Raw genomic sequence first — 11,817 nt, 5'->3', positions numbered from 1 at the left:
TTTTATCCATCTTTGAACACGATCGAAAACTAAAAGCTTATAATATCTGATTAGATTGTGTGTGAATTAATTGAGATTTTACCTTTTGAAGTGAAAAATTCGCATCATATACAAAAGAAGCGCGAAGAAGCGTTGCGGGGTTCTACCCCGTTGAGCTTACTGAGCAAGAAGGGCAAGTATTTGTAACTACTCATTCTCCTGATTTTCTTAATGCAGTCGAGCTAGAAAATATTTATTGGTTAGAAAAAAAAGAAGGAATGACTCAAATTTATTGTGCTTGTGATAATAAATTATTAAAAAATTTGGTTAAACGAGACAAGCCTGGTTATCTTTGGAAACAGGAATTATTTGGGGAAGTCACAGATTACTCCGCCGTCCTAAAGGACTAGCTTCGCGTCGTCCTTTAGGGCATATAAAACGACGGAGCCTTCTTACGACAATCGCTGCGCGACGCAGTAGCGTCGCCAGTCGTCGAAGACGACGATCTGAGGCTTCGCCTCTGCGGGGAAACCCCCAAGACCGCGTTGTCGCGCTGCTGTGACCGTTGGTCAATAATGAATAATTATGAGCTAGTTTTTTTATTAGAAGAACCTTCTATGAAAGAGACACTTGAAAATTTATTACCTAAAATAATTCCTTACCAAATTTTAAATCCAAAACAAGAATTTAAAAAGATTGCCACAGACTATCAAAAAATTAGTGGTTCTAGAGCTATATCTCAACATTTAAATTTAGAAAACAATAAATCGCCTAGTTTTAATGTATTTATTCAAGGAGTAAGAAAAATCTTACTTAAAGCATCCACCAGCCGAAATGAAAAAAAGCTGCGCGAATGGCGATGAACCACATAGCCAGGGTTGCGAATAGGTATAGGTAGAATCGAAGCATGACGAGATTGAATGTACAATGGACAGCACTGTGCAATACGCGAAATACCACGAAAATCCATGCAGCATTCACATATACTGTATCCACCTGCTTTGTAACAAAGAGATACAGTACGAGTGCATAGAAAAGTATCGGAATCTCGAACAGGTTTTTCAGATTATCGGATGGATTGGATACGTTTGGGGGAGAAATTTGTGCTAGTTTACTTGCGCTCAAGTCTTGTGAGTGAATCTTTTTACTGCTAATAAAACTTATCCGACGGATGTACATATATACCCAAACCACTAATGTCAGAAAGATTGTGGCAAAGAATGGTCCAAAGATTGCATCTTGTCTCATTTTTTTTCTAAACTTAAGCATTTTGGCGATGTGTCAGTGATAGACTTCGCCATATCAGATGTACACTGTTAATATAAGCTGAGTATTTCAATGCTTCTAGACCCCGATCGGGTACACTTTAGTACGATCGCCGAATTTGTAGATTATCGGACAAGGGCAGGCTGCATCATTTTTTTTTGTGCCATAGCCTTTGATCTAAATGCTGTACTTAATGATAAATCAGCCAAGATGGCAGGGCGCCAATTTATCATTAAGTACTCGATGCACCATTAATTTAAGATTAACAATCAAACCGTCTTTATAATCTTTAAAGCTTTTAGGCTGGATAAATTCGGAGACGACGGTTTGGTTCGTCTCCAAAGCTATCAGACTGTAAACGGTAATGTTCGATCAATTCATGCTGCATTTTTCTTACTTTTGCCGATCGCGGTAGTAACTCTACAGGTTGGCCTTGAGGAATTACGATTTGCTCTACGGCTAATCTTGCTTCTTCCAAAGCCTCGATCTCGTCATCGTTACCAGCTTTGGTAAACAAACGTAGATCCGTTGGTTCAGGAATATTAGGATCGTCTAGATTAAGAATTTGGCGAAAGATGCGAGTAACCTGGGGAATTGTATTAGATTTGACCGTGTAAATGGGAACATGGCGATCTTTGGCAATGTTACGTAATTTAGAATGATGCTTGATTTGCGATCGCAATGCTATCACCGCATCTGCCTCATCTAGATCTTTGGTCAACACGATCGGCAGATCTAATACCTCAATCACCTGATCGATTTGAGAGCGACCAATACCATAGGCATAGATATAAACCGGCCAATCTTCTCCATTAGGACCAGGAGTACGTAGTTTTTGACTGTTGGGTTCTTTCGTCTGCCAAGAACGTTCTAACATCGTGCCAAAGTCAGAACTATCTCGTTTTGATTTACCTCCGCTTAGTGACACAGGGGCCATTTTTCCCGAGGCTTTTAAACCTTGAGAATATAAAGGCATAACCCCGTTGGTATTTCTCGCAGGTAACGGCTTAAAAGGCGAGGAAGATTCTTCATGAATAATTGAAACTTCACCGCTATCGTCTACGGTTCGCACTTGGGCGGGTGGCTCAATACCTCGCAATAGAGTATCAATCGTAGCTGATACATCGTCGTGTACGACCCAGCGTTGCCGTTCTAGCATCTCTACAGCGATCGCAAAGGTTGGAGGTGCTTTTCTTTCTAAGACGGTCTTCTGTGTCCTTCTGCGTCGAGCTTCGTCGTCTCCTAAAGTAACGCTTTGAATCCCGCCGACTAAATCGGACAAGGTCGGGTTTTTGATTAAGTTTTCCACAGTATTACCATGAGCCGTACCTACTAACTGCACTCCACGCTCAGCAATAGTTCTGGCTGCTAATGCTTCGAGCTCTGTACCGATTTCATCGATGACAATTACTTCAGGCGTATGGTTTTCTACCGCCTCAATCATTACCTGATGCTGTAGTTCAGGACGGGCTACCTGCATTCGACGGGCGCGACCAATGGCAGGATGAGGAACGTCCCCATCTCCGGCAATTTCATTGGAAGTATCAATAATCACAACTCGTTTTCCTAAATCATCGGCTAAAACTCGGGCAATTTCTCTCAAAGCCGTAGTTTTACCCACCCCGGGACGACCCAGAAGCAGAATTGATTGCCCTGTTTCTACTAGGTCACGAATCATTACGATTGTACCGAAAATAGCTCGACCAATACGACAGGTCAGGCCGATAATATCTCCAGTACGATTCCGAATAGCACTAATTCGATGTAGCGTCCGTTCTATCCCAGCGCGGTTGTCGCTGCTAAACATTCCTACTCGTTCAATACAGTGCTGTATTTCTTCTTTGGTTACGGGTTCTTGGCGAATATAAGTAACGCGATCGCTAAAACGAGCTTCTGGTAGTCTACCCAAATCTAAAACTAGTTCAATTAAGTTATCACTGTCTGGCTGAAGATGTTCGTCTAACTTGGAGCGAATTGATTCAGGAAAAATAGTAAGTAACTTATCTAAATTATCGGTCACTTGCATCCGATGAGAAGCTATATCTGACTGCATTTCAAAAATATATTTGGTTAATAAAATAAAAATTGGGCGAACAATTGAACAAAAACTGGTAGCTAATGGCTGTTTTTAATTTGACTGACTAGCTTTTTGGCAGTGCCTACAGCTTCTTGTAGTAGCTCTCGATTTTGTTCTAACTTTAAATTAAGCTGATTCATGGGTTGACTTTTAAAATTAGCTGGTTTTTCTGGCAGTTCAGTTGTTTCTAACTTGGCTATTGTCGATGATAAAATTGCGCGTGCATAGCTTCCATAAGCCAGTCCAGAAACTAATTTAAACGTTGAAGTTAAGTCTTGTCGCCCTAGCATTTTCGCCTGTTTTAATTTGTCTACCGTATAGTCGTTAGTTCCTCCTGCTAACTGGATATATCCTGGTAGTTGTGCCTGCAAAACTTTTTGAGCAAAAGCGATCGCAGCATGGGTAGTTCCCTTGCCAATATCTCCACTCATCGAACGTCCATCAGTTTGCCAAATTAGAGGACAAGGCAGAGGACTAATTAACTCATAGAGCGATCGCAAATAATCTATAACATTTTCTCCATCGGTGCAGCTAATTGCCAGCAGCTTAAGTTGACCGACTACGGGAAAAATATTTTTCCACACGCGCTTGAAATCATGATAATGACCCACTTGAGTATGAATTTCAATTGCATCCACCGCCATTGATTCGATCCAGGGTACAATTTGCTCCAGGCTCGATAGATATGAACGAGTAACGATTAATTCCTGAGGACAAATCGGTACGCAGCGACCACAGCCATAACAAAGGCTATCTAAAACTCCCCCAAAACTAAGATTTATTGCCTCCGCAGGACATACCCTGACACAAGGTTGTGGACAATCAGTTGGACATTGGGTTACATCGAACTTGGCTTTACGAAAATGAGGATCTTCTCCATCGTTAATACTTACCATTAACCAAGGTAAGGAGCTGTCCCCGCCCTCGAAGGGCGGGGCTTGTACGCTCCGTGACGTACTTGGTTCGGTTGACTTGAGTAATTTTAATTTTTGAGCTGCGTTGATACCCTCTCTTGCCGCAGCAATCACAGCTGGGTCAGCAGCCACGTCTATACAGTCAGCGCCAGCTAAGCTATAGGCTAAAGCTAAACTGCGAACCGCAGGAAGATGTTGATAGCTAGCTCCACAAATTAACTTGAACCAGCTACCTTCAATTAATGAATGTAAGGGGTAAGATTGCATCACTCTTACATCCTAATAGTTTGTCAATCATTAGTGTTAGGATTTTTATCCGATTAACAATCCTAGTTACTCTACATAATTTTTGAAAGATGTTTGCAGTTTAAAATACTATAATAAACTCAATCTGTAATAGCGGTTAGTAAAACCTCTGCCAGAGTTAAACCTTGCATATCATCAATAGTGATGGTATCAACAATGTCAAATTTTGCTCCAGCAGATTGCAACTGATCGTCTAATGCCTTGAGAAATTGAGTTGCTTTGCGATCTTTGCCTACTTGAATCAGAGAAATAGCTAATTCTTCATCGCGATCTATCTGACGGGAAGCTTCAATAATTACTCGCATTACAGCTTTGTAGTCGTCAGGTTCACCATCAGTAACAACTATAATAGTTTCTCCATTGGCTTTAGCGTCTCCTGCCGCTTTGCGGTCAAAGTAGTTATTAACGGCATCGGCTAAGACGCTGGCTAAATCGGTGCGTCCCATCGGCTCATTTTCGGTATAAATTTTATTTACCTTATCGGCAGTAATATTATCGTAGCGACGAAAACGACCAGAAAATAGATAAACCGTAATCCCATCGGGGTCGATTTTTTCACATTCTTTAGCTAAAGCTAAGGTAGATTCTTGAGCAGATTCCCAGCGAGTTTTTCCGCCTGGGCGATCGTTAATCGACATACTTCCGCTTTTGTCGATGATTAAGGTGTAGTCGCGATCTTCGACGAGAGAGCTTTCTGCCATGATGTCACAAATTCTTTTGATTCGAGTTTTCTTCATTTAGCCTATTACAAGCTTGAACTCTAGTGCCAAAAATCAAAAATTTCCACAGATTTGTTTAATACCATGGTTAAAAACAGCTAAAAAACAGATTAAGTATTTATACTTGTCAAAATCCTTTAATTGTAAACAGATATTGCAACCGTTGGAAAAATATTTGAATATTCTTCTGATTCTGAAAACCTCCGCGATAATCTAAATAATCTAGAGATTAACAGACAAACTTTTAGGAGATTTTCAATGGATAACGAACTGCACAAATATAAGATGATTTGTACTTTGAAATTTGGTGATATTTATGGTCAGATCATAATTTGGTTGATTGTAATCTTTGTTAGCTTAGCTACTACTTTGGCATTGTGGAGCAGCACTAGGCAGATTTATGCTTTAGCTACCGTAGGTATTGTTTTAGTACTATCCTTGCCTTTTTTGTTATTTGCCTTTGTCACAACTCTGCTCAATAGAATCGAGTTTGAACCTATGGAAGAAGAACGTTTTAGTCGCCGAACCGTTGTTGGTTCTAGCTCCAAATCTTCGACAGAAAAATCAGCAGCAGCAAGTTAAGTAAGTGATTAGAGATTAATTCATGAGGAGCAAGAAAAGCTGTAGATTAGGCTTAGTTCTTTGCTCCTCGTTAATAAGAGTATTAGGCAGTAAAATACTCTTGATTTTTGACGATAAAGCCGGAAATATATGTCTTTTTAATCAAAAACAGCGTAAATTATGCCCCCATGCCCGAATATTGCTTTAAACCTTGGCGCCAAAGCCAGCGGTTAAGCACAATAAATGCTGTTGTCCAGCCAATCATGATTAGAACACTGCTGCCAAAGTCGACAGGTAGTCCCATTAACAAAACGGCAGGAAAGTGCATCATGTAGGGAAAAGGTGTCCATTCGACGATTCGCCTAACGGTATCAGGAAAGACCTCTAATGGTGCGATCGAGCCTGAAAGAAAAAGATAAAATAGAAACCAAAATTGCTGAATCGCGCTGGCTCTCTCTGTCCAAAAAGCCAGCATCGCAAAGGTATATTGAATCGCGAAACGCAGAATAAAAGCCAAGGCGATCGCAACTAACCCTAAGAAGATATTTTTTAGCTGCGGAATCCAAGCAGCATCAGGATAGAGAATAACAAATAAACCGCAAAAAATAGCTATCAAAGGTATGCGAGTCATTTTTTCTGCCACGTGCCTAGCGACATGATGCCAAACAGGGTCAAGGGGTTGTAAGAGACGCAGCGATAGTTTGCCTTCAAGTATTTCTCGCTCAAATTCCCAAATGACCCAAATAGTCGTAAGTTGGCGCACCAAAAATACGCTGAAAAAGTAGCGTGCAAACTCTTGAGGAGTAAAATCAAAATTACCATCTTCAGATGCTTGTATCCATACCCCCATCAAGATAATTGGCAGGGAGTTAGATAATGCCCAAAGAAAAATCTCGGCTCGATACTCCAGCATATGAGCATAATGAGACATAAGAATAGTTCTTGCCTTTCTTAGATTTAACATAGAAGCTTTTCCCTTTCTCCTTTAAGCCGTTCCTAGTCTTAACTTGTTATTTATCTTATAAGTTTCTAACTCTATAATAGATGCTTAAGATGCTTATACTTTGGTTCATTTTGCAGAGACTTAACGACTTGTTTAATGTCTTGAGTATGGTTTTTATCGACCACCAAAGTTACATTGCCATCACGAACGATCACAACGTCTTTCAAACCAATAGTGACAATCACTTCATTGTGGTCACCAGCGTAAATAATTGTATCTTGAGTATTTTGGCTAATGTGAGTACCTAATTCCACATTATCTCGATCGCCTTTGAGCAATCGTTCGACCCCATTCCAATCACCTAGATCGTCCCAGCCAAAGTTAGCAGGTAAAACACAGGCTAGCTGAGTTTTTTCCATCAGCGCGTAATCGATGCTTTCTTTCTCCAATTCGGCATAGGCATCACGACCTTTTAAGGCTAAAGCTTGTAGCAGCTTAGGCGCGTATTTGGCTAATTCGTCCAGTACCACTCCAGCTCTAAAGATAAACATCCCACTATTCCAGCTAAATTTACCTGTATCAATAAAAGATTGAGCGGTAGTTTCATCTGGTTTTTCGGTAAAGCGAGTCACACGATACACAGGCAAATGATTAAAGTCGCCTTTTTTAGCACCCTGCTCAATATAGCCATAGCCTGTGGCAGGTTGATCTGGAGTAATACCTAAAGTGACGATCGATGGTTCGGAAACTGCTTGTTGCACTGCTGCTTGGAGAGTTTTTTCATAAGCTACTGTATCGCCGATCCAATGATCGGCGGGGAAAAATCCCACAATGGCATCATTGCCATATTTTTTTGCTACCTCTAAAGTTGCCCATGCTACCGCAGGTCCAGTATCTTTTCCTTGGGGTTCAACTAAAATATTAGACTCAGGTAGATTTGGTAGCTGTTCTTTAACTCCATCAGCAATAATTTCTGAAGTAATCACCCAAAGATTATTCCAGCCTCCTGCTAAATTTAGTAGGCGATTGGCCGTAGATTGTAATAAACTTTTTCCACTACCATCCAGGCACAAAAATTGCTTAGGTCTTTTCAGACGGCTTACTGGCCAAAAACGCTCACCTTTACCGCCAGCGAGAATAATTGGGATTAATTTAGTTTCCATTTACTTTTCCATTGTGCAGGACATTAAAGATGATATCGGCCGACTAATTTATTAAAATTTCTCAGAAACTGTGTTGGTCAATCAATTTTGCTTGAGCAATGGTCACAGTTTACGGTGATACTATATAACTGACGAATTTGTCCACTCTAAAATAACCCGTCGTTTTTACCAATAGTCAAGAGTTTAAAGACATAACATAAAGCCGAAGCATAGAGCTTAGGTTTACTTAAGTATATTTCTTTGAAGTTAGAATACCCTTTTTGTCTGGCTTTTTTTCTATTTATAAAAATTTAAATTTGAGCATCATCAAACCGAAGATACGTATTAACTAATCTTGAATTAAAACTCATAGCATAAACAATAAAGATAATTTGTATGAATCATGAGCGATCGCGCAATCGAGACAAACCTTCATGGCAATTTGAAAATAACGCCATGACCAGAGCTGAAAATCAGCTTAAGCCAACTGATTTGTTAAAAGTAAAAACTGTCGAGCAGACACCTGCTACTAACGAATTAAAGCTATTGCATCAGCCTTGGTGGTTTTGGTCACAGCATGAATCTTGGTCACACTTTAGTCGTGGTCTTTTTTGGGGAGGAATAATCAGTTTGACGGCAGTCTCTTCGGCTTTGTGTGGAGCTGCTCTGACCAAAATTGACGCAATTGAACGGACTATTGCTCAAAAAATCGAGGCAAATTCTGCCCCCGAATCAGCAATAGATCGACCAATTCTCAACCGCCCGATTAATGTTTTATTAATTGAAGATACATTTGATACTAATGAAATGATTGAGTTTCCTGATACTTTTATTGGTAACAGCAAAACTATTTTGTTACTCAGGTTTGAGCCTCAGCTTGAGTTAGCACAGGTAATTAATCTTCCTCTCGACAGTAGCACCGAAATTCCTGGATTTGGCGCAGGAACGATCGCGCTTGCTTATGAACTAGGTGGTACTAATTTATTGTCTAAAGTAGTTAGTCAGTTGATGAATGACTTAACTATCGATCGCTATATACGCGCTACTCCAGAAACTTTTCGGCAATTGATTGCTAGTGGCAAAATAACTTTTCAAGATTGCGATCCCAGAATTAGAGACTGTTCAGATAATTTGGAACAGATTGTCAGACAAAGTAATACCTTCGAGGCTATTCGTCAACATCTCAATATTCCGAATTATATGGCAAGCTTTAAAACGGCAATAGTTGAAGCCGAGTCTAATTTGGATACTAATATATCTGTGCCAGAAATAATCTCTTTGGCAAATTTTGTTGAAGAGCTAGAGGCTGATAGCATTAGCGTCAATTTGTTACCAGGATATACCCCTGGCAAAACGATAGCCGATAGTCATCAACTCGATAAATTCCCCTCAACCCAGCAAAAGGCTAAATTTTCTCATTCAAATATTTTTGCCGCCAAAAGTCATCTTCAAGATAATCCAGTCGCGGTACAAAATACGACTAATAATCCTCAATTAGCAATGCAGGTTATAGCCTACTTAAGACATCGAAATTTTCGAGATGTTTATCTAGTCGAACACATCCCGCTAAAATTAAATAAGACTAGAATTGTGGCTCATCGTAGCCAGGTAAAACCAGCTCACTATCTGCAAGAGATTTTAGGATTTGGTAATTTAGAGACAAAATCTGATTTGCGACCAAGAGAATTAACTCTTCAAATTGGTAAAGATGCGCTTTATTTACCAACCAACTATCGTTCATTCAACTGACAGTAAAACTTACAATACATTTTTTTTATGTTCTTGTCTCAACTTAAACAGCGTTTGCTCAGCTTATTATTAATTATAGCGATCGCTATAGCTTGGATTTTATTAGATGCTACACCCGCCATTGCCCAAGACAGCGCAGTTAACTATACCTACAGCGAAATACGCAGACAAGATTTTTCTCATAAGAATTTAGTCGGCGGTGTATTTGCTGCTGCGGATGCTAGAGGGGCAAATTTTGAAGGATCTGACGTTAGTAATTCGATTTTGACTAAGGGAATTTTTGTTCAAACTAACCTTAAAGACGCTAACTTTACTAGGTCATTGATGGATCGAGTATCTTTTGAAGACTCCGATTTAACTAACGCGATTTTTCAGAATGCTGTTGCCACCAGCACTAATTTTGCAGGAGCGACGATCACGAATGCTGACTTTACGGGTGCTATTTTAGATCGTTATCAAATTTTTCAAATGTGCAAAAGAGCTGAAGGCATAAACCCTACTACGGGAGTAGAAACTAGATATAGTTTAGGTTGTCGAGATTAAGCCAAAAATAAAATTAATTAATCTGATGCTGGGAAAATTTGTTGTAGAGTCAGGTTTAGTTCGGAAAATATAGAGGAAATGCGATCGCTATTTCTAAATTGACTAACCTGATATTCTCGATCAACTAATTGATAAATAGAAATAGTAGGCTGTTTAGGATTACCAATATAACGTCTACCGCCCAAAGCTAGATAATCGATAATCCAATATTCTTGGATACCAATTTCTTCGTAATCTCTTAGTTTAGTTAAATAATCATCGCGCTAGTTGGTACTAATATGCGAAGCGGTATCCTTTAGGACTACTTCAACAATCAAAGGAATAGATTCTGCTAGTTGCAGAGAATATTTTGACCACAATTCTTCTTGGCTTAAAACTGAACGATTTAAAACTAGAATGTCAGAAGAATAGCCAGATTGCTTACCTGTAGGTTTGATCAAAGGAGTTTTAGGTATAAAGTAGGGCAAGTTCAATCTTTTGTACTCTAAAACAAATTCAGTAGCCAGAAGACGAGCAATTTCTTCATGCTTTCCTGTCTGCTGCATCTCTACTACTAACCTTTCATGAAGTTCATAACTTCTACTTTCTGGTTTCCAAGCTAAAAATTCTTCAAATTCTACTAATTTGAGTAAAGCTTGAGTCATACTAAATCTTGTTTGGATAGAACACTTTAAGGTTAGGTAAGTCAGAAGCGATGCAGCGCGGTCTTGGGGGTTTCCCCGCAGAGGCGAAGCCTCAGATCGTCGTCTTCGACGACTGGCGGGCTATTCGCCCGCGCAGCGACTGCATCAACAAGTCAGCCGATATCGGGTACACTCAATGCGATAAGTGCGACACGAAGTTAGTCCTTTAGGGCAAGCCGCTTCGCAAATCATGCACGGGCATAAAGTCAGAAGTCGCACAAGGGGTTAACATCAGAAGAGTTATAGCTACTTTAAGTCAAGAGTACTTTATCAATCGGATTTAGTATCATGACGCGATTTTCTTCACCCAATCATTATTGATTACTATTTATTCAGTATAAATCTTTGCACTTGAACTATTAGAGCCGAACAGGTTACAGAACAAACTGCGATTCAACCGCTTTAATACAACGCCCGCAATAGAATCTAGGGGCAAATCGCCTCTAAAGCTAATGAAATTGCCCTAAAAAAATAGGGGTATTAATAAAAACCCCCATTGCTAACTATTAATATTATTCTGCTTGAGCGGAGCGATTACTAAAACCTACATTCCAGGAAGATTCAAACCACTGGTAAGTTCTTCCATGCGGCCACGCATCAAGTCTGTAGACTGCTCATAAGCAGACTGCATTGCTGCTGAGACAGATGCAGAAAGAGCTTCTGCTCCTTGAGACATTGCATCGGGTGAAATTTCTACACGACGGGGTTCTTGGTTGCCACTCATGACTACTTTTACTAATCCGTCTTCGCTAGTTCCTTCAATTTCCATCTGCTCCAATTCATTTTGGAGTTGTTGCGCTCCTGCCTGTACTTCCTGAGCTTTTTTAAAAGCATCAGCAAGCTCTTTCATTTTACCTAGTGGACCAAATCCTCTTCCTGCCATATCTGTTTAGTTAGTTTTGTGATTAGTGATTGCGAAATCCATGAGAATAATT

General features: G+C 39.9%; 11 protein-coding genes and 1 pseudogene. 5 read left to right on the top strand and 7 right to left on the bottom strand.

Going from position 1 to position 11,817, the window contains the following annotated elements:
• Positions 1-331: 331 nt before the first annotated feature.
• Together V6C71_19625 and V6C71_19620 are read left to right on the top strand one after the other, a co-directional pair.
• Positions 332-541: a hypothetical protein gene (locus V6C71_19625; protein ID HEY9770666.1), complete on the top strand. Its 210-nt coding sequence runs from the start codon at positions 332-334 to the stop codon at positions 539-541.
• A 13-nt stretch (positions 542-554) separates the two neighbouring features.
• Positions 555-842 (top strand): hypothetical protein, encoded by a 288-nt coding sequence (locus V6C71_19620; GenBank protein HEY9770665.1) that lies wholly within the window; start codon positions 555-557, stop codon positions 840-842.
• Positions 843-1,543: 701 nt separating this feature from the next.
• On the opposite strand, the gene V6C71_19615 is transcribed toward V6C71_19620, so the two are convergent.
• The 3 genes from V6C71_19615 to V6C71_19605 form a co-directional block, all read right to left on the bottom strand.
• Positions 1,544-3,298, bottom strand: a complete 1,755-nt coding sequence (locus V6C71_19615; GenBank protein HEY9770664.1) for a R3H domain-containing nucleic acid-binding protein — start codon at positions 3,296-3,298, stop codon at positions 1,544-1,546.
• Between the two features lie 62 nt (positions 3,299-3,360).
• The gene (locus V6C71_19610) at positions 3,361-4,503 is read right to left on the bottom strand and encodes an LdpA C-terminal domain-containing domain (protein HEY9770663.1); all 1,143 of its coding nucleotides are present in this window, start codon (positions 4,501-4,503) and stop codon (positions 3,361-3,363) included.
• Between the two features lie 119 nt (positions 4,504-4,622).
• Positions 4,623-5,279: a VWA domain-containing protein gene (locus V6C71_19605; GenBank protein ID HEY9770662.1), complete on the bottom strand. Its 657-nt coding sequence runs from the start codon at positions 5,277-5,279 to the stop codon at positions 4,623-4,625.
• Between the two features lie 240 nt (positions 5,280-5,519).
• Here V6C71_19605 and V6C71_19600 point away from each other — a divergent pair, with 240 nt between their 5' ends.
• On the top strand, positions 5,520-5,843 hold the full coding sequence (locus V6C71_19600; GenBank protein ID HEY9770661.1) for a hypothetical protein: 324 nt from the start codon (positions 5,520-5,522) through the stop codon (positions 5,841-5,843).
• A gap of 157 nt (positions 5,844-6,000) precedes the next feature.
• Here the strand turns inward: V6C71_19600 and V6C71_19595 are convergent, their stop codons facing one another.
• Entirely contained in the window at positions 6,001-6,753 is a 753-nt protein-coding gene (locus V6C71_19595; protein ID HEY9770660.1) for an ABC-2 family transporter protein, read from the bottom strand.
• Positions 6,754-6,857: 104 nt separating this feature from the next.
• Positions 6,858-7,928 carry a mannose-1-phosphate guanylyltransferase gene (locus V6C71_19590; protein ID HEY9770659.1) on the bottom strand — a complete coding sequence of 357 codons (1,071 nt, stop codon included), beginning with the start codon at positions 7,926-7,928 and terminating at the stop codon, positions 6,858-6,860.
• A 375-nt stretch (positions 7,929-8,303) separates the two neighbouring features.
• Here V6C71_19590 and V6C71_19585 point away from each other — a divergent pair, with 375 nt between their 5' ends.
• Together V6C71_19585 and V6C71_19580 are read left to right on the top strand one after the other, a co-directional pair.
• Entirely contained in the window at positions 8,304-9,656 is a 1,353-nt protein-coding gene (locus tag V6C71_19585; GenBank protein HEY9770658.1) for an LCP family protein, read from the top strand.
• Positions 9,657-9,683: 27 nt separating this feature from the next.
• Positions 9,684-10,199 (top strand): pentapeptide repeat-containing protein, encoded by a 516-nt coding sequence (locus V6C71_19580; protein HEY9770657.1) that lies wholly within the window; start codon positions 9,684-9,686, stop codon positions 10,197-10,199.
• Between the two features lie 17 nt (positions 10,200-10,216).
• Here the strand turns inward: V6C71_19580 and V6C71_19575 are convergent.
• Both V6C71_19575 and V6C71_19570 read right to left on the bottom strand, forming a co-directional pair.
• Positions 10,217-10,843: pseudogene (locus tag V6C71_19575) on the bottom strand (Uma2 family endonuclease).
• A 583-nt stretch (positions 10,844-11,426) separates the two neighbouring features.
• On the bottom strand, positions 11,427-11,765 hold the full coding sequence (locus V6C71_19570) for a YbaB/EbfC family nucleoid-associated protein (protein ID HEY9770656.1): 339 nt from the start codon (positions 11,763-11,765) through the stop codon (positions 11,427-11,429).
• Positions 11,766-11,817: the final 52 nt, after the last annotated feature.

The organism is Coleofasciculaceae cyanobacterium (genome assembly GCA_036703275.1).
Classification (GTDB): domain Bacteria; phylum Cyanobacteriota; class Cyanobacteriia; order Cyanobacteriales; family Xenococcaceae; genus Waterburya.
Note: the sequence above shows the minus strand (reverse complement) of the source record. Positions and strands in the feature narration are given on the sequence as shown.

Bases quoted from the DNA above. Each gene is read 5' to 3' on its own strand.
- V6C71_19610 (HEY9770663.1), bottom strand. From the start codon at position 4,503: ATGCAATCTTACCCCTTACATTCATTAATTGAAGGTAGCTGGTTCAAG.
- V6C71_19600 (HEY9770661.1), top strand. From the start codon at position 5,520: ATGGATAACGAACTGCACAAATATAAGATGATTTGTACTTTGAAATTT.
- V6C71_19605 (HEY9770662.1), bottom strand. From the start codon at position 5,279: ATGAAGAAAACTCGAATCAAAAGAATTTGTGACATCATGGCAGAAAGC.
- V6C71_19585 (HEY9770658.1), top strand. From the start codon at position 8,304: ATGAATCATGAGCGATCGCGCAATCGAGACAAACCTTCATGGCAATTT.
- V6C71_19580 (HEY9770657.1), top strand. From the start codon at position 9,684: ATGTTCTTGTCTCAACTTAAACAGCGTTTGCTCAGCTTATTATTAATT.
- V6C71_19570 (HEY9770656.1), bottom strand. From the start codon at position 11,765: ATGGCAGGAAGAGGATTTGGTCCACTAGGTAAAATGAAAGAGCTTGCT.
- V6C71_19615 (HEY9770664.1), bottom strand. From the start codon at position 3,298: ATGCAGTCAGATATAGCTTCTCATCGGATGCAAGTGACCGATAATTTA.
- V6C71_19620 (HEY9770665.1), top strand. From the start codon at position 555: ATGAATAATTATGAGCTAGTTTTTTTATTAGAAGAACCTTCTATGAAA.
- V6C71_19590 (HEY9770659.1), bottom strand. From the start codon at position 7,928: ATGGAAACTAAATTAATCCCAATTATTCTCGCTGGCGGTAAAGGTGAG.
- V6C71_19595 (HEY9770660.1), bottom strand. From the start codon at position 6,753: ATGTCTCATTATGCTCATATGCTGGAGTATCGAGCCGAGATTTTTCTT.